Annotated in this window: 14 protein-coding genes; 7 read left to right on the top strand and 7 right to left on the bottom strand. The window is 36.2% G+C overall.

Features of this window, described 5'->3' with window-relative positions; genetic code table 11:
- The first annotated feature begins 23 nt into the window (after window positions 1-23).
- On the top strand, window positions 24-977 hold the full coding sequence (locus AACH31_RS08820; protein WP_161832170.1) for a TIGR01212 family radical SAM protein: 954 nt from the start codon (window positions 24-26) through the stop codon (window positions 975-977).
- Between the two features lies 1 nt (window position 978).
- Window positions 979-1,542, top strand: coding sequence for a class I SAM-dependent methyltransferase (locus tag AACH31_RS08825; RefSeq protein ID WP_161832171.1), 564 nt, complete (start codon window positions 979-981; stop codon window positions 1,540-1,542).
- Window positions 1,543-1,779: 237 nt separating this feature from the next.
- On the opposite strand, the gene AACH31_RS08830 is transcribed toward AACH31_RS08825, so the two are convergent.
- Window positions 1,780-2,820 (bottom strand): DUF2600 family protein, encoded by a 1,041-nt coding sequence (locus AACH31_RS08830; protein ID WP_161832172.1) that lies wholly within the window; start codon window positions 2,818-2,820, stop codon window positions 1,780-1,782.
- Window positions 2,821-3,032: 212 nt separating this feature from the next.
- Between AACH31_RS08830 and AACH31_RS08835 the strand changes: the two genes are divergently transcribed.
- Together AACH31_RS08835 and AACH31_RS08840 are read left to right on the top strand one after the other, a co-directional pair.
- On the top strand, window positions 3,033-5,144 hold the full coding sequence (locus tag AACH31_RS08835; RefSeq protein WP_262950290.1) for an alpha-amylase family glycosyl hydrolase: 2,112 nt from the start codon (window positions 3,033-3,035) through the stop codon (window positions 5,142-5,144).
- A gap of 325 nt (window positions 5,145-5,469) precedes the next feature.
- Window positions 5,470-5,931, top strand: coding sequence for a universal stress protein (locus AACH31_RS08840; protein ID WP_161832173.1), 462 nt, complete (start codon window positions 5,470-5,472; stop codon window positions 5,929-5,931).
- Between the two features lie 85 nt (window positions 5,932-6,016).
- Here the strand turns inward: AACH31_RS08840 and AACH31_RS08845 are convergent, their stop codons facing one another.
- The 3 genes from AACH31_RS08845 to AACH31_RS08855 form a co-directional block, all read right to left on the bottom strand.
- Window positions 6,017-6,961: an IS30 family transposase gene (locus tag AACH31_RS08845; RefSeq protein WP_338617403.1), complete on the bottom strand. Its 945-nt coding sequence runs from the start codon at window positions 6,959-6,961 to the stop codon at window positions 6,017-6,019.
- A gap of 159 nt (window positions 6,962-7,120) precedes the next feature.
- Window positions 7,121-8,017 carry a LysR family transcriptional regulator gene (locus AACH31_RS08850; protein ID WP_161832808.1) on the bottom strand — a complete coding sequence of 299 codons (897 nt, stop codon included), beginning with the start codon at window positions 8,015-8,017 and terminating at the stop codon, window positions 7,121-7,123.
- A 71-nt stretch (window positions 8,018-8,088) separates the two neighbouring features.
- Window positions 8,089-9,708, bottom strand: a complete 1,620-nt coding sequence (locus AACH31_RS08855) for an amidohydrolase (RefSeq protein ID WP_161832809.1) — start codon at window positions 9,706-9,708, stop codon at window positions 8,089-8,091.
- Window positions 9,709-10,452: 744 nt separating this feature from the next.
- Here AACH31_RS08855 and AACH31_RS08860 point away from each other — a divergent pair.
- Both AACH31_RS08860 and AACH31_RS08865 read left to right on the top strand, forming a co-directional pair.
- Entirely contained in the window at window positions 10,453-11,481 is a 1,029-nt protein-coding gene (locus AACH31_RS08860) for a YeiH family protein (protein WP_161832810.1), read from the top strand.
- Between the two features lie 222 nt (window positions 11,482-11,703).
- Window positions 11,704-12,993 carry a conjugated bile salt MFS transporter gene (locus tag AACH31_RS08865; protein WP_161832811.1) on the top strand — a complete coding sequence of 430 codons (1,290 nt, stop codon included), beginning with the start codon at window positions 11,704-11,706 and terminating at the stop codon, window positions 12,991-12,993.
- Between the two features lie 35 nt (window positions 12,994-13,028).
- Here the strand turns inward: AACH31_RS08865 and tpiA are convergent, their stop codons facing one another.
- The 3 genes from tpiA to AACH31_RS08880 form a co-directional block, all read right to left on the bottom strand.
- Window positions 13,029-13,778 (bottom strand): triose-phosphate isomerase, encoded by a 750-nt coding sequence (gene tpiA, locus AACH31_RS08870; protein ID WP_161832812.1) that lies wholly within the window; start codon window positions 13,776-13,778, stop codon window positions 13,029-13,031.
- Window positions 13,779-13,798: 20 nt separating this feature from the next.
- Entirely contained in the window at window positions 13,799-14,902 is a 1,104-nt protein-coding gene (locus tag AACH31_RS08875) for an MraY family glycosyltransferase (RefSeq protein ID WP_161832813.1), read from the bottom strand.
- A gap of 132 nt (window positions 14,903-15,034) precedes the next feature.
- The gene (locus tag AACH31_RS08880) at window positions 15,035-16,945 is read right to left on the bottom strand and encodes a response regulator (protein ID WP_161832814.1); all 1,911 of its coding nucleotides are present in this window, start codon (window positions 16,943-16,945) and stop codon (window positions 15,035-15,037) included.
- 407 nt (window positions 16,946-17,352) lie between these two features.
- Between AACH31_RS08880 and AACH31_RS08885 the strand changes: the two genes are divergently transcribed.
- Window positions 17,353-18,045, top strand: a complete 693-nt coding sequence (locus AACH31_RS08885) for a hypothetical protein (RefSeq protein WP_161832815.1) — start codon at window positions 17,353-17,355, stop codon at window positions 18,043-18,045.
- Window positions 18,046-18,477: the final 432 nt, after the last annotated feature.

The following is an 18,477-nucleotide window of genomic DNA, read 5'->3' on the forward strand; positions in this document are numbered from 1 at the left end:
AGCATTTAAAGGAGGAAAAAACGATGAATAATCCCTTTCCATATAGTTACTCTGATAAACGATACCACACCTTAAATTATCATTTACGTGAAAAATACCATCAAAAAATATTTAAAGTCATGATCAATGCAGGATTTACATGCCCAAACATTGATGGAACAGTTAAATATGGAGGATGCACATTCTGTAGTACAAAAGGAAGTGGAGACTTTGCCGGAAATCCGGAAGACAATTTAAAAACTCAATTTAACCAAGTAAAAGAAATGATGCATCAAAAATGGCCCGAAGCGGGATATATCGCCTATTTTCAAGCCTTTACGAATACTCATGCCCCGCTTGAAGTTTTACGAAAAAAATATGAAGCTGTATTAGAATGCGATGATAACATCGTCGCCCTTTCCATCGGAACACGCCCAGACTGCCTCCCAGATGATGTCGTTGAATATTTAGGAGAGCTGAATAAAAAAGTTGACCTATGGGTAGAACTGGGGCTTCAAACGATGCACGACCAAACAGGAAAACTCATTAATCGCGGACATGACTACCAAACACTAGTTGAAGGAGTTCAAAAACTACGAGCAAAAAATATTGATGTCATCATCCATATCATTAATGGCTTACCAAATGAAACACATGACATGATGCTCGAAACTGCCAAAGCAGTTGCCCAACTCGATGTACAAGGGGTTAAAATACACCTTCTTCATGTTATCGACGGAACACCGATGCACAAAATGCTAACAAAAGGCAAACTAAAACTCATGGAAAAAGACGAATATGTAGACTTAGTCGTTGATCAACTCGAAATTCTTCCTCCTCATATGGTTATCCACCGACTAACAGGTGACGCCGTTCGTGAGGAACTCATTGGTCCGATGTGGAGCCTCAAAAAATGGGAAGTGTTAAACGCCATCGACGATCGATTAAAGGAAAGAAATACTTACCAAGGTCGCCTTTACAAAAAGGAGGAAAAGTAACATGGCTCAGACACTAGAACGTATCCTTCCCTTCTCAAAACACTTACTCGAACGGGCTCTATCTCCCGGTGATGTTGCGATTGATGGAACAGCAGGAAATGGACACGACACCTTATTCCTAGCGGAACTTGTAGGGGAAACAGGTCATGTTTACAGTTTTGATGTTCAAAAAGAGGCGATTATCAATACACAACATAAATTAGAGGCTGCCAACCTCACTCAAGTGAGTCTCATTCATGATGGACATGAAAACCTGTCTAATTATGTGACCCAACCAGTGAGTGCTGCAATCTTTAATTTAGGTTATCTTCCTGGAAGTGACCAAGCCATCACTACCCACGGGGAAACGACATGGAAAGCAGTCACTGATCTCCTCTCATTGCTCAAAAAAAACGGGATTATCATCCTTGTCATTTACCACGGGCACCTAGAAGGAAAAATCGAACGAAATCATCTGGAGTCACGTCTTCATGAATTAGATTCAAAAATGTATCAAGTGCTCACCTATCAATTCACCAATCGAAAAACGGCCCCGTTTATTATTGCCATTGAAAAACTCCATTAAAAAAGGTTACCGAAAGGTAACTTTTTTTTATCCTTATATATTAATAATGAATCTAGAGCCTTTTTATGTCCTATCTAAACCGCTAATCGTCCAAAACATTCGATTGCCAATTTCATTTTTTAGAAAAGCTCCACTTAAACAAGTAACTATACTAAAACATTATTTCATCGCGAGACTGTTTTCTCGTTGCCCAAGTTTCAGGGGGGGAGAGACGACAAAGCTCCTCTCCCCCTATTTTTAAGATCGGACGAATTTCTTTGTATGATGAAGTAAAAAGCGTGCCCTTAACCCTAAATTTTTCATGATTTTTTTTTCGAATGTTCTTAGCATTGGATTTTTCCTCAACCCTTCTGCTAAATATAGAGCAAACAATCCATCATTAATCGTTTGGTGAAACACTTTCTCCGGTAAATGCTCCACCTCGCGTTGAACTCGCCGATATAATTCAAGGATTTGATCGATTCCTTCATCGTCATTCTTATAATAAGAAAAAAAGTTTAGCTCGCCATCCGCTAAATCCTCTGGTAAATCAATTACATAATCTAACATGATATGTAGTTGCTGAACACCGGGAAACATGGACTGAAAAATACGGTCTGGAGTCACCTGATACTTTTCTTGATTCATCGCATAGGCAACCATCGTAAAAATTCCAAGCGTTGAACCACACGCCGCACCAAATTCAAACCAAGTAAGTCCTTCAGCTAACTTTTCATTTTCAACTTTTAATTGCTTCAGACGCTCTTCACGTTCGCTCACTTTTAAATGTTTATACACTTGTAAATCCACGTAAAGTCGTGCTAAACGTGAAAAATAAGGTTGGTATCTTTTATAATTATCAATCGTTCTTAAACATCTTTGACAAATTCGTACGAGTAAATTCAAATACCCCGAATCGAGTTGTTGGGTTTGATACTGATAATAATGTTGACTTGGCGGCGTCAATTTAAAAACATCTAATAACGATTGATGCAATCGTCTAAAATTTGTTTCGTTTATAATAGGAGTCTGATCCACTAGATTATCAAGATAATCGCAAATACTTTGATAGGCAGTCATAAAACATAAATAATCAGACTGTTTACTTTGTGGGACTAAGGAGGCATAAAAAGATGCCCCATAACAATGAAATGCCTTTTGTTTGAGACTGGCTAATGCTTCTTTTTTTAATTTAGGATCTGTTATTTGAGTCGCTTGCTTTTCATAAAAAATTAAGCAAGCTTTCGTTTTAGGCTGATAGAATCGATAAAAATTCATCATTAGAGCCGGATAAAACATCTTATCACCTCTTCATGCTACTTCCTATAGTTTAGGCTACCTCTTTAATATTCAAACAACATTTTATAAAAATATTCCTCATTTTAACAAAAAATATTACTCTCCCTATCAGTAACCGATTACAACCTCGCCTCTTTCATGCGAGTTTTCTATTTTTTTCCCCTTAAAGATGATATAATAAATGTGCATTTATGGAAACGGAGGAATAAATAGTGAGGGAGAGTAAATTACAAAAATTATTACATACATTAAGAAAGCATGACCAAAAAAATGACGTTTATAATTACGTGGTTCCAGATTTATGGAATGCTTGGAACTATCAAGGGGAAGAAATGGTGCGCACGAGTTGGGGAGAGCTTATCGTCAATCCATACAACTTCTACAGTGAAGTAATCGAGTCTTACATCTTACCAAAAGCAAAGGAAAACGTGAATTATAATCAGTCAATTAGTCAAATCAATCAAGCATATGAGGCTAAACCTGGCTATTTAGGGGGAGACTGGATCAAAGATTCAGTTGTTTATTCAATGATGGTACGTACATCGACGTCATGGGATCATGACCGCAGCGGTGATTTAGAAAATCATAACTTATACGATTTAAACGAAACGGGAACATTTGTTAAATCATTAGTCTTACTTCCGTTACTTAAAAAAATGGGTGTGGATACGGTTTATATGTTACCTATTTCAAAATTTTCATTAAAAGATAAAAAAGGTGAATTAGGATCTCCTTACGGAGTTTGTAATTTCTTTGAAATCGACCCAAGTTTAAAAGATAATATGACAGGTTCAGACTTAACTGTAGAAGAAGAATTCCAGGCATTCGTTGAAGCATGTCATATTTTAGATATGAAAGTCATGATTGACATCATTCCTAGAACGAATTCGGTTGAAAGTGACTTAATTTTAGAACATCCAGATTGGTTCTACTGGGTATATACCGATACGTTCCATGAATATTACCCACCACATGTACCTGGACTTGGTAATACACTTGCGCCAAAACCTGAATACTTACCACAAGTCTATTCATCACAATCTGTATGGAATCACATTCGTAAATTCTCATACGCACCAAACATCATCGATCCTCAAAAATGGGAACGTGTCGTTGAAGAATACCGTCAAACACCAGGAGCTTCTATTTTAGATATCGTTAGTCGCGAATTTGGTTTAACTGTTGCACCTGCCTTCTCAGACCATATTAACGACGTTCAACCACCTTGGACAGATGTTACTTTCTTCCGTATGTACATGGATCATCCAGTTGAGAGCCAAAAATATTTAGGTGGCCAAGATCTTCCTCCTTATATCTTATTCGATACAATTAAATCAAATTTATATAAAGGTAATATTATCAACGAAGGATTATGGGCAACTTTATCAAATATTATTCCATTCTATCAACAAAATTATGGAATCGATGGGGCTCGTATCGATATGGGACACGCCCTTCCATCTGAATTAATCCATCGCATTATTGAAAATGCGCGTACAAACGATCCAGACTTCTGCTTCATCGCTGAAGAATTACAAGATGAAAATGCAAAAGTATCACGCGATAATGGATATAACATGATCATCGGATACGGATTCTACCAACAACCTCGTACATTTGAACACCGCACACACAAATTCATGTATGAGTCACGACACTTACCATGTCCAGTATTTGCTGGAGGGGAAACACACGATACTCCTCGTTTAGCTGCTCGCGAAGGTGGACGCACGCTATCAAAAATGTTAACAGTGATGAATATGTTTATGCCTAACGGGGTTCCTTTCATTAACTCAGGGCAAGAGGTTTATGAAATTCAGCCAATGAATACAGGACTTGATTGCCGTGATTATGAACAATATATTTTACCGCACAACGATCGTTACTTCGGAAAATTAGCGTTATTTGATAAATTTGCAATTCACTACTTAAATCATATGCGTTGGGAATTACCTGATACATTAGAAGCTGTTTCACAAATTCGTAAAAACCATTTATCAACGTTTAGAAACTTAAGTAACTTCGTTCCACTTGGATTTGATAACTTAGGTGATCCTGCCATTGGATTTGGATACATTGAAGAAGGAAAACGTGGTCACTTCAACAATAACACTTTCATTATTGTAGCAAGTACAGATATGTATCGTCCAATTGACGTAACAGTACACATTGAAGATTTACGTAAAAATTCAGGAAACACATGGTGTACAGGATCATTATTATTCTCAACTCATGAATGGCAACGTGAAGTTCATGAATTTGACAATAACCATAATTTACGTCTTCACTTACAACCAGGGGAAGTTAAAATCATTAAATTATAAGACAAAAAAAATCAGCGTTCTGTACGCTGATTTTTTTATTCCCCGTCCCTCTAAAAAGAATGCTAACTACCGGATCCCCCTATTTATCTCCCCTTTTTCGCAGCCCTAAACCTCATTTCTCTTAATAAAGCGTCTATGCCCACCCTAATCACCTCTAGTGCCTATTATTAAATGAGACTAAACGCCTCAAGGTAAAGGAAATACGATACGAATAAGCATAAAATATCTAGTTTTTTCATATAATAAATACATAACCATATAAAGGTAATTAGTGTGAGAGATTAATTATTGAATTGAAATGAATGATCATGAGGAGGAATCTATGATGTACCGAAATATTTTAGTCGCTGTTGATGATAGTGAAAAATCAAAAACCGCTTTTAGATCAGCCGTTGAAACTGCACGTGCGTTCAATGCCAAATTAACAATCTGTCATATTAAAAAAAATACAATTATTTATACCCCAATCGATCCAACGGGAATGCTCGCAACGACCTATATTTTTAAACAAGATTTCTCAGATTATATGGATGGTGTCTTAGATAAATTTAAAGAAGATGCAACGAAAGAGGGAATTAAAGAAATAGAAGTGGTTCAGACTTATAGCTCATCGCCAGGACTTGCGATTGCTGAAGTCATTGCACCCGGTTACGATGTCGATTTAATTGTATGCGGTGCAAGCAATAAATCTGGACTAGACCGTTTCTTATTAGGAAGCGTCTCTCTTGATATTGTTAAACATGCAACATGTGACGTGAACGTCATTCGTAATGGTGGTTCTCATTAAATAGAACCTCGTGACCCCTTATCGATTATAAAAAAGACAACGATTCAAACAATAAGAATCGCTGTCTTTTTTTTATGAAGAATTGTCAATACAAATGCGACAGTTTCTCATGAAATAGCTCGAATGAAGTTTTCCAACCTAAGCATTTTCGTGGTCGATGATTAATGAGGAGGAGGGCTTCATCAATCTCTTTCTCACTAACTCGTGCTAAGTCCGTCTTCTTCGGAAAGAATTCTCGAAGAAGACCATTGGCATTTTCATTACTTCCTCTTTGCCAAGAGGAATAGGCGTCAGCGAAGTAAACAGGAACCTTTAAATCTGCTTCTACTTTGGAATAACAAGCAAACTCTTTTCCTCGATCAACGGTATAAGTTTTAAAGGTGTCTTTAGGAAAATGTTCATATAACTCACTAATCGCTCGGTACATTTCAGATGCTGAGCGATTTTCGATTTTAACGGCGACATAAAATCGTGTTTGACGTTCAATAAATGTAGCTAAACATCCTTTACTTTTACCACGGCTTGAAACAACTGTATCAAGTTCCCAATGACCAAATGCCTGACGTTTTTTTACCTCTTTCGGACGTTGATGAATTGATGTCCCAATGTTAAATCGTCCGCGTGTTTCTCGTGGTTTTCGGCGTTTTCCCTTTTGCCTTAAACAGCTTAAATCCCCTAACAAAATCGTTCCGTCATAAATCCAACGATAAATAGTTTTGAATGAAATAACACCCTTTAAAACCGTATTAGAAATTTGTTCAGGCGACCAGGTTAACTTTAAATAATGTTGGATGGTTTGAATAACTTCTTCAGATTTGGTCTCTGGACGATGACAAACTAAGCGACGTTGCTCGGCTAATTCATCTGCTAGCTCTGCTTGATACGTCTTTTGAGTATTTCGTTTTAGTTCACGAGCAATGGTTGAATGATGACGATTTAATTGCCCCGCAATTTGTCTCGTTGAATAACCCAGTTTTGAAAGAACTTCTATACGTGTACGCTCAAATGTGTTAAGATGTTTATAACTCATAAATAGATCTCCTTGTTAAGAATTTGGTGTGGTAACTTCATTCTATAACAAAGAATTCTATTTATGAGCTTTTTTTATTTGTCGCACTTAATATTACAATCTGTCTTATGAAAACAAATCATTTTTCCACCTCTTCAAAGGCATATCGCCTTGAATGACTCATGATTTAGAGTTAAACATATCAAATTCTTCGCAGAAATCCATGAAGCATTTAATCGGCACCGAAATATACTTATCTCGATGAATCGCACAAAATAACGAACGATTAAGTTCATGGCCTTTGAGCCTATACACTTTTAGCGAGTGAAGTCGTTCCTCTCGAATCACTGACATATAAGGTACACAACTAACACCCATATTCAGTTTAACATAATTTAAGATTGCCTCTAAATGGCTTAATTCAATTGTCGAATTGACAGTAATCCCTTGGCTTTCTAAAAATTCCTCAAACCGCTCTCGTGTCCCACTCCCACTTTCTCGAATAATAAAGACATTATCCTGTAAATCTGCGACCTCTAAATACTCCTTTTCGCGCCAATTATGCTCAGTTGAACTAATGAAGACAAGCTCATCCGTCCAGATATCTTTCGAAATAATCTCTTTTGCACCAATGCTCCCTTCAATAAAGGCGAGATCAACCTTATTCGTTAAAAGTAGCTCCTCAATATGATGCTTATTATCAATAATCATCGATATTTTAATGTCTTTTTCTCGCTTATTAAATTCGTGAATCACATACGGCATAATATAGGCCCCTATCGTTGTACTGGCCCCGATGACTATTTTACCTTGATGCGTCTTCGAATATTGAACTGCATCTACCGCCTCCTCGTAAATATTCAATAACCGTCTCGTATATTCATAAAAAATCTTTCCCTCATTAGTCAAATAGAGCTTTTTTCCTATTCGATCAAATAATCGTATACCCATTTCTGACTCTAATTCTGATATGCATTGACTAATCGAAGGTTGACTAATATACATTTCTTTGGCCACTTGGCTCATATTTAAGCACGTCGCTGTTTTATAAAAAATATGTAATTTTCTAATATTCATTCTTATCTCTCCTTAACGACTAAACGAAACAAAACGAGGTGAAAATAAGTAATCACCTCGTTACACAATAATTATTTTTTATAGATTGTGTTACCCTCTTTAATCGTTTCTAACACATTAATTTCTTTGATTTTTGATGACTCTACTTCTAATGGATTACGATCTAAGATGACAAAGTCAGCTAATTTTCCTTCTTCAATCGATCCCTTTGTCTCTTCCTCAAAATATTGGTAGGCAGCGTTTAAGGTTAAAGCTTTAATGGCTTCCATCACCGTTAAGCGTTGATCTTCTCCTAGGATACGACCACTCTGTGTTTGTCTATTAACCGCATTATGAATCGCTAAGATTTGATTTGGCATTTTAACAGGGGAGTCTTGATGTAAAGTAAAGTTCATATTTCTTCTTAAAGCCGATTTCGCTGGACTTAATCGATTAGCTCGCTCCGGACCGAAGACAGAATCATAATGATAATCTCCCCAGAACCAGATATGATCTAAGAAAAACGTTGGTATAATTCCTAATTCCTTCATCGCATCCAACTGATCTTCACGAACAGTTTGCGCATGAACCATAACAGGTCTTAAATCCGTTTGACTTCCCGTTTCTTCTAACGCTTTTTTATAACATCTAATAAATTGATCTGCCGCCGCGTCCCCATTACAGTGAACGTTAACTTGAATATTATTTTCAATTAATGATTTAAAATAATCAGTAACCTCTTTATCTTCTTGTGTTCCATAACCACAATAGTCTTTTGATTCTCCTTCAGGAACTTCATAATACGGTTTAGTTAACCACGCTGTTTTACCTTGTGGCGATCCATCTAACCATGTTTTACCGCCTAATAATTTATAATGGTTAACATACTCTCTTTTTGGTGTTCCCTCATTTTTCAATAATTTTAATGTCACGTGCTGAACTGCTTGTCCGACAACATCCATTATTAACTCATTTTTTTGAGCTGCTAAACTTAATAATTGATGAAGATTTTCATCAACCCCGGCATCTTGAGCAGTCGTTAATCCATACGAAGAATAGATTTCTTGTGCTTTTTTAATACATTTTAATAACGTCTCAATCGATGGGGCAGGAATAATTTTTCTTTTTTCAGGGGCTAAGCACGCATTTTCTTCTAAGACTCCATTCGGCTCATTTGATCCTTCGACTGTTCGAACAACCCCACCTTCAGGTACCTCATAGTCTGTTCCAACATACCCCAATGCTTCAAGCGCTTTGGAATTCGTTGTAGAAATATGACCTGAAGCATGACTAACGAAGATTGGAACCTCAGTTGTAACCGTATCTAAATCAAATTTAGTAGGGTGCTCCTCATTTTCAAACTTCGTATTATCATAACCGAATCCAATCACCCATTCACCAGCTTTAGGGGAATTATTTTTGACGTATTCTTTTAACATTGAAATAAATTCTTCCTTAGAATTTGCTTCGCTTAAATTAACAATCATTAACGTTTGAGCGACTGCCGTGATATGACTATGCGAATCAATAAATCCAGGCAACATCGTTTTTCCTTCTAAATCAACAAGCTCTGTCTCACTATCCTTTAACTCAAACACTTCGTCTTTAGAACCTACTTTTATAATTTTTCCATTTTCAATTAAAACGGCCTCTACAGTCGGCTGATTTTCATTCACCGTGATAATAGTTCCGTTAAAATACAATTTTCTCATTTATTTCACTCCTCGTACTGTTTATAAATAAGTCATTCACTAAGTAAAATGATTTGAACAGATAGTTTTCTCAATCATTCCTATATCAAATGAAAATATAGAATAGAAAACAAATACTTAATGACACATTTATCTATAAAGTGTCTAATAATATAATCACAAAAACCGACAAAAATATTCAAGAAGAACATTTTTTATCGTCTAAAAAATACTCATCGTCTCTTCATTGTTTATCAAGGATATAAAAATAAGTAACTTATTGGCCTACCCTCTCAATCCTATCTATGATTTCTCTATTCGTAAAAAATTAGAGATTTTATTAAAAAATTCTCATAGAAAAAAAGATAAAAATCAATACTATAATAGATTTTATTTTAAAAAATAATGATCAGGCATCCATGTTTGATTCATGAGTTTTTTTATAGATTAAGTGTGATTAATCTGATTCTTATACATTTAAATGAATCCAATAATTAGACAACTTTATGAGATGTTTCTAATGAGTCAGATAATGGCTTTCTAAAGTCATATCCTCTTCATCATCATTTTCTCAAAAATTTAACATTTTTATTATAAAATTTTTTCTCAGATTTGTTAAATACATAAATGATATAGTTCTTATAACGAAATACCTATAAGACAGTATGTATAATTAATTCTTATATTTTTCATAAAAATTTTGTATTTAACAATTAATAAATAGGTAGTTACAATTATACTGGATTAAACGAAAGGAGTCTCTTTATGAAAAAAAACAAATCAAAATTTATCCAAAATATAATTGACATTATTCCCGGATTTTTAGTTTCCCTCATCGTTGCGCTCATTAGTATGTTTATTGCTACATTCATTCCAAAGTTAGGAGCCGCATCAATCGCTATCTTCCTCGGAATGTTTGTGGGAAATGTATTCCTGAATCAAAAAGTATTTCAAAAGGGATATAAGTTTTCTGAAACAGATTTACTCTCTTATTCAATCGTATTATTAGGAGCAACCTTAAGTATTTCTACCATTTCTGAAATTGGATTTTCAGGTGTTCTATTTATCGTTCTTCAAATGGCGATTACTGTTATAGGTGCTTTATTTATTGGAAAAAAACTAGGGTTTTCAGATAATTTTAGATATATGATGGCCAGTGGAAACGCCGTATGCGGTTCATCAGCCATTGCAGCAACAGCTCCTGTCATCGGAGCCAATGATAAAGAAAAAGGAATTTCCATTACAATTGTCAATGTAACTGGGATTGTTCTTATGTTCTTACTTCCTTTAATTTCCCAAATTTTATATAATAACGAAACAACTCAAACATCTGCAATGATTGGAGGAATCTTACAATCTGTAGGTCAAGTCGTTGCAAGTGGAGCAATGGTCAATGAGCACGTTAAAGATTTATCTACAATTTTCAAAATTGTTCGTATCATCTTTTTAGTCGTTGTCGTATTTGGACTTGGACATTTAAAACATAAGTCAAATAAAGAGATTCTCGAAGAAGAAGTCGAAGAAATTGAAAAAGGGAAAATAAAAATTCCTTGGTATGTTATTGGTTTCTTCATTACATGTGCTTTATTCTCTGCTCACATTATTAGCGATGATATCTCAGTTATGTGTAAGGAAATAAGTAATAAATTTGAAATTATCGCTTTAGCAGCAATTGGTCTTCGTGTTAATGTAAAAGATTTAATTAAACAAGGAAAAGCCGTCTCATTATATGGTTTATTTATCGGATTAATCCAAATATTAACTGCCATCCTTTTAATTGCCGTCTTATTATAAAATATAATTTTCTACGATATGAAAATACTAAGTCATATAGAAAGGTGAGATTGATCTTCTCTATCGATAAAACGAAAAATTCACGTACCAGTCAATCACTATTGTTATTTGATTCATGTGAAAAACAAACGAATAATAAGGTCGTCATTAATTTTCCCCCTAACAAATTTAATGACGACCTAACTAACCTTTCTAAATCTATAAAGAAAGAATGTACGATTTATGAGAAAAAAAACATTTTTCTATGGCTGGATTATCGTTTTAGCGTGTCTTTTAATCCAAGCCGTTCCTTATTCCCTCGTAGCTAATATTTTACCTACGTTTACGAATTTCGTTATCTCTGGAGAAGGGTTTACTTATACCGAATTTGCGTTTTTATTTACACTCGGAACTTTCGTCTCAGCACTCTGCTCCCCCTTTATCGGTAAACTCTACTCACGCCCTAATCCTAATATTAAACGACTTTATACAGTAGGTTGCCTTCTTGTTGGGATTGGATTTGCTGCTATGTCCCTAGCTGGAAAAAATATTATTGTCTACTACGCACTCTCTATCCTCCTTCAAATTGGGGTTTCCATCGTCTCCGCCATTGGGGTCCCAATGCTAATTAATAGTTGGTTCGTCGAAAATAAAGGAACCGCCATGGGAATTGCATTTTGCGGGGGAGGACTTGGAAACATGATTCTCCAGCAGTTAGCAAGTAAATGGCTTTCTAATCCAAGCATCGGTTATAAGGGCGCCTTCCTACGATTTGGGTTCATGGCACTCATCATTTCGTTGCCAATCGCCCTATTTGTTATGCGGCTCCCTCGCTCTAAGAAGGAACTGCAACACACGCCACTTATTCATCCTAAAAAACAGCTCATACACGACGCTAACTGGGGATACTCCTTCAGTGACGTTCAAAAAATAAAATCATTTTGGGTATTCGCTCTTTCCTTTACCTTTATCGGCCTATACGTTGGAGGGATGTCCATTGAATTTATTCCTTACCTTCAAACATTAGAAAAAACAGGTGCCTTCACGCTAGGATCAGCCCTAGTTGCCTCGTTATTTGGATTTTTCTCCATCTTCGGTAATTTATCTGGAGGTTACCTATTTGATAAACTAGGGATTAAAAAATCGCTAATACTGGCAGGAATCCTTGTTGTCACGTGTGGCCTTTCATTAATTTTTGTTCCAACCTTTAATTTTCTTGGAATTATATTTTCCATTTGTTTAGGAATTTCTATGTTTTCATATATCATCGGCCCATCCTATATGACAGGTGCTTTATTCGGTAACCGAGAGTTTGGTACCATCCTGAGCGTGGTTCAAATATTTTTCGCGATTGGATTTGGTCTAGGATCTACCCTTTTCGGAATAGTTGTCGATAAACATGGATTCCCAGTCGCTTGGATTTCAACGATTATTTATGCTATTATCGCCTACAGCGGATTACTCTATTCCACTACGGCTATCATAAAATTAAATAAAGAGGCAAATGTCATCGAAACAAAAAAAATATCATAAAAAAAGGATTCCAACGAAAGGTTGGAATCCCTTTTTTATTGATAATTAACTAAAGCTAAAAATGATTGTGGATCTAATGAGGCACCACCAACGAGCGCTCCATCAATATGTTCTTGTGCCATTAACTCTTTAATATTGTTAGGGTTAACAGAACCACCATATTGGATACGAACCGCTTCAGAAACTTCTGATCCAAATAAACGTTCAATCACTGAACGGATATAACCAATCGTTTCATTAGCCTGTTCTGCCGTTGCTGTACGCCCCGTTCCAATCGCCCAAATAGGTTCATAAGCAATAACAACTTGTTTAGCTTGCTCTTTTGTTAAACCTTCTAATGCTTTAACCGTTTGTGCCTCTACAATTTGATTTGTTTGCCCTGCTTCACGATCTTCTAATGATTCCCCTACACAAATAATTGGAATTAAACCATTTGAAAAAGAAACATGTACTTTTTTATTAATTGCCTCATCTGTTTCATTAAACATTTCACGTCGCTCACTATGTCCCAATACAACATAAGAAACACCAATTGAACTTAACATCTGTGGCGCGATTTCACCCGTATAAGCACCTTCTGATTCGAAATGCATATTTTGTGCCCCAATACGTAAAGAAGCGCCCTGACGCTTAACTAAACATCTTAAATATGGAAATGGTGCACAAATCACAGATTCTACTGTATCTGCTGAAGCTACACGATCTTTGACCGCGTAAATAAATTGCAACGATTCATCTCGTGTTTTATTCATTTTCCAGTTTCCTGCAATAATTGGTTTTCTCATTACTTTACACTCATCCTCTCTTACTTCTCAGACGCTTCCCCTACTGAAACATCCTCTTTTTGTTCCTTAACCGGAACTTGTTTCTCCTTTGTTTTTTTCAACCTAAAGAGCCCCGTCGTATTAAAGATTAACTCGATTAAAACCATCGAGATAACCAATAGAACTAGTCCGTAAAACTTAGACACCATGGTATATAAAATCGCTGTAAATGAAAACAAAGCAGCAATTCCATATAAAACGAGTACACTTTTCACATGCCCAAGATTTCGATCTAGTAATTGGTGATGGACGTGACCACGATCGGGTTCAAAAGGAGACTGCCCATTTAGTATACGACGAATAATAGCCCAAATCGTATCGAAGATTGGAACCGATAGCATAATAATTGGGATAATAAACGACACAAAGGCTGCATTTTTGTAACCTAATAGCGATAAAACCGAAACCGAAAATCCTAAAAATAACGATCCGGTATCTCCCATAAAGATTTTTGCTGGATGAAAGTTATGAACTAAAAATCCCAGCGTCGATCCGAATAGTAAGCAGGCCATCATCGCAACAAATAATTCCCCCTGATATCCAGCAAGAATCGCCATTGTTCCAAATGAAATCGCTGATATCCCCGAAGACAGTCCGTCTAACCCGTCAATTAAATTAATTGAATTCGTAATCCCGACAATCCAAATAACAGTAATAATTCCCCCGAACCAGCCTAAATCAATCACAGGTAAAAACGGTAAATAAATTTTATCAATCATAAAATTCCCGTAAAAAACCATGATTAACGCTGCTACTAATTGAGCCAACGCCTTTGGTTTAGCTGGTAATTCGAACATATCGTCTAACATTCCCGTCACAACAATTAAAAAGGAAGCGATAAAATAGGCATCTATAAAGGCAATCTCATCTTGATCGATGGCGTACCCTTTTACCCTAAAGATCATATAGCCTACTAAAAAGGCGATATAAATGGCAAGACCACCCATTCGTGGCATCACCCGACTATGAACCTTCCGTTTATTAGGTTGGTCCACAGCATCTGTAAAATACGCTAACTTCATCACATACGGTGTAATAAAGCATGCGATAAGAAAGCATAAACTAATTGCTAATAAGTAAATCATGATGGCACCTCACGGTTAAAATTTGATGTTATTATATCACATGACATTTATGAACAAAAGATGAACACTATTATTTTCTATTTTTACGAGTTATTTCTACCTTTTTTCTACATCAAATCGTCATTTTTAATATTATTTTCGGCATTCTAAACGAGCAAGCTCATCCATGACCTCGATAAATTCTTCCATGAAAATACTTAAAATTTCCTCGTAGGCCCCATCCTCTTTCAGTTCCATTTCTAATTCACGACTATATTCGTACAGTTCATCTGCTCCAATTTGACCCGCTAATCCTTTAATCGTATGGACCATACGAATAGCCTCTTCTCGATTAGAATCAATGAGCTGAGGTAACTGTTCAGTCACCATATAGAAATGCTTTCTAAAATTGTGCGCGATGCGTAAATATAATCTCGTATTTCCTGCGACTCGCTCAAGGGCATAAGAAATATTTAACATCGTAGACATCTCAATCAACTGTTCAGGTTTTACTGGTTTAACATCTGTCGATTTAGCTTGTAAAACGCGGTAAACTCCATTTGAAAGTGTATAGTGATCAACAGGTTTAGGAACGTATCCATCCACCCCATGCCTTAAAATGAAATCAAGCTCTTGACGCTGGCTAACACCTGTTAATAAAATCACTTTCGCCTCACTATTAATTAACTTAATGGCTTTAAAGGCCTCCGTTCCACTCATTCCTGGCATAATCACATCTAATAAAATACAATCATAGGTATTTTCGGCCTTGGCGTAATGTTTAAGCGCCTGTTTTGGGTTTGAAAAAGCCGTCACACTATAACCGAATCCTTCAAGGAGCGCCGCCGTAATTTCTAAATTTGATGGTTCATCATCAATTAATAAAATCTTTCCAGCTCCATGTAACACCGATTCTTCAGTCACTAACTCCTCGATTCCGTGGTTAATCGGTAAATATAACGTAAATGTTGTCCCCTTACCGACCACGGAATCCACTTCAAGGGCCCCATTATGATTACGTAACGTTTCAACAACACTCGCTAATCCCATTCCGGTTCCTTTACCGACATCCTTTGTCGTAAAGAACGGTTTAAAGATTTTAGGGAGTAAGCTTTCTTCAATCCCAGAACCTGTGTCCGAAACTTTTAAAATGGCATAATGATTCGGCGTAATCGTCGTATTTAACAAATTGCCCGGTATCTCTTCCAACTGATCATGGGTTAAAGATAAACGAATTTCTCCCTGTCCAGCAATTGCATCACGCGCGTTAATACATAAGTTTAAAATAGCATTGTTTAATTGTGATTCATCACCGAGAACATAATAATCTTCCGGCTCTACATTTAATTCGATACGAATTCGACGGTCAATCGTATGCTTTAACATATTCACTGTATCTTTCACAATTTGAACCAAATCAAGATTCATACGTTTATTTTCAGGCTTATGCGAAAAGTTAAGCAGCTGACGCGTTAATTCCGTTGAATGACGCACCGAGCGCTCAATCCCATCCATATAACGCAATAACGTTTCATCCGTTGTCATCGTCTTCATCAAAGCCACATAACCCAAAATTCCATTTAACTGGTTATTAAAATCGTGACTCACCCCGCTCGTTAACTGCCCAAGCGCCTGTAATTTTTGAAGTTGGCCATCGATTAAATCGTGTTTTTTCTTGGCAGAAGAATCGATTAATAATCCGCGGACAATCACCGAACCCTCTGATTGAATAATCTTTTCGCACTTAATCGTCAACGTCTCCCACGGTTTATGTTTATGACGAATCATCACATCTTGCGTTAACTCCACACTCGGATCCAATAAGAAATTTTCAACAATTTCATTAATCGATTCATTATTATATAAACTTTGACTCTCTTTCGAATCTTCATCAAAATCTAACAATTGCTCAACGACTTCACTCACATACCAAATTTGTTCACTCACGCGGTATTCAAAAAAGCCGCAAGCTAAATGAAGTAACTGTAAATACCAATTTGTTGCCCCTACTTCTAACTCTAATTCAGAACTAAATGTTAATTTATTTATCTCTACAACTCTCATATCTTTTATTCTGTTAAAAAACAGGTACCCCACTTTCTCTAAAGTAACTAATAAAAGTTTCCCCTAATTTAGGAAACCATATACTACAATTATCCTAATTACCTTATTTTACTACACTCTATTCTATTATAGGTCTTTTAATAACAACATTCAATCTCTTCTGTATAAATGCGACATAAAATAACAAAGTTGTCTATTTTTATCCCCAACTTTCCCCCCTTGACATATACTAGATTAGATAGTGACTAACCTCACATCGTTTAAAACTATCTCACAGTTTTAGATGGGCTCGAAAGACACTTATCCTTTTAAAAACAACACGCCTTCACTTATCCGATGACTTGCCTGCCATTGAAGCCCCCTGTCTTTTAAGACACCGTGACATGACTCATCAAAAGGAGATTGTTATGAAAAACAAACAACAAACTAAAAATAGGACCACTCCCTCTCCTAAACAAAAGGCGCCTCCACAACAACTCACCCACCAATTTATTGAACTTTTATCTGAGAAAATCGATGAAGTTCAGACTATCATTAAGGATACGCCTATTCATTTAACAGAACCAGAGGAGACGGATTCGGACTTTTTAGATGATTTTGATCCGACTGACATGCGATTTCAAACACCAGATGCAGAAACTTTAACCGGTTCAAGTAGTCGTATAGTCATTCAAAATGATGCTGCCTCAAATAGCGGACAAAGTGCGGCGGCCATTGCCCGACGAACTTCCTTTCAATATGCTCCTAAAGAAACGAAATCCTATAATTATGGTTTTACGAACAATGAATTTTTCGCTTTTATCGGATCACTTGATCCCGTTGAATATATTTTGGTCATTACTGTTATTGCTATTATTGTTGGCGTTGAATTTAACGTCTTTGAACTCCAAATTTTAGGGGGAGCACTCGTTGATATCGGGGTTACACTCGGGAATATGGTTGAACAACAACTCTTCCAACAAGCGAGAAAAAGTGAAATTTTCAATCGCGAACGTAATGAGGCCGAACAAAATGACTTTGATACACTCTATGACGATATCGATGCCTTACAGGCACAAATTAACGAACTTAAACGTCAGTTAAATAATCAACCATCTTAAAAAGGACACTCATTTATAAAATGGTGTCCTTTTAATCGCTTATATCTTCCTCATCGTCATAAAGATGAATTAATCTTCTAGTTGATAACCAAAAATAACAACTTGAACCACAACTTCTAAAACTTCTAAAATTGCTTTCATGCATAGCCTCCCTAAAACATAAATAATCGTCATCTACGGTGGTGCTCCATCCCTTTGCTCAATTTCAATGAGATAGAAATAGAACGTTTTCTACCTTTCACTCAACAACGTCGCTCGATGACCTTCCGTTTTATCCATCAGACCTTCATTGACATCGACGTTTTACTTCTTAAATTTTTTCCGGCTTTAAATCACGGATGTTCCTCAAATAGATTCAACCCATTTATTTAAAACTTCCTCCCATCTTGACCGTTGTCATCACGCCGTTCAACTAGCTAGCATCGAAAAATA

Source organism: Turicibacter faecis (assembly GCF_037076425.1).
Lineage (GTDB): Bacteria > Bacillota_I > Bacilli_A > MOL361 > Turicibacteraceae > Turicibacter > Turicibacter faecis.

Bases quoted from the DNA above. Each gene is read 5' to 3' on its own strand.
- AACH31_RS08820 (WP_161832170.1), top strand. From the start codon at position 24: ATGAATAATCCCTTTCCATATAGTTACTCTGATAAACGATACCACACC.
- AACH31_RS08825 (WP_161832171.1), top strand. From the start codon at position 979: ATGGCTCAGACACTAGAACGTATCCTTCCCTTCTCAAAACACTTACTC.
- AACH31_RS08830 (WP_161832172.1), bottom strand. From the start codon at position 2,820: ATGTTTTATCCGGCTCTAATGATGAATTTTTATCGATTCTATCAGCCT.
- AACH31_RS08840 (WP_161832173.1), top strand. From the start codon at position 5,470: ATGTACCGAAATATTTTAGTCGCTGTTGATGATAGTGAAAAATCAAAA.
- AACH31_RS08845 (WP_338617403.1), bottom strand. From the start codon at position 6,961: ATGAGTTATAAACATCTTAACACATTTGAGCGTACACGTATAGAAGTT.
- AACH31_RS08850 (WP_161832808.1), bottom strand. From the start codon at position 8,017: ATGAATATTAGAAAATTACATATTTTTTATAAAACAGCGACGTGCTTA.
- AACH31_RS08855 (WP_161832809.1), bottom strand. From the start codon at position 9,708: ATGAGAAAATTGTATTTTAACGGAACTATTATCACGGTGAATGAAAAT.
- AACH31_RS08860 (WP_161832810.1), top strand. From the start codon at position 10,453: ATGAAAAAAAACAAATCAAAATTTATCCAAAATATAATTGACATTATT.
- AACH31_RS08865 (WP_161832811.1), top strand. From the start codon at position 11,704: ATGAGAAAAAAAACATTTTTCTATGGCTGGATTATCGTTTTAGCGTGT.
- tpiA (WP_161832812.1), bottom strand. From the start codon at position 13,778: ATGAGAAAACCAATTATTGCAGGAAACTGGAAAATGAATAAAACACGA.
- AACH31_RS08875 (WP_161832813.1), bottom strand. From the start codon at position 14,902: ATGATTTACTTATTAGCAATTAGTTTATGCTTTCTTATCGCATGCTTT.
- AACH31_RS08880 (WP_161832814.1), bottom strand. From the start codon at position 16,945: ATGAGAGTTGTAGAGATAAATAAATTAACATTTAGTTCTGAATTAGAG.
- AACH31_RS08885 (WP_161832815.1), top strand. From the start codon at position 17,353: ATGAAAAACAAACAACAAACTAAAAATAGGACCACTCCCTCTCCTAAA.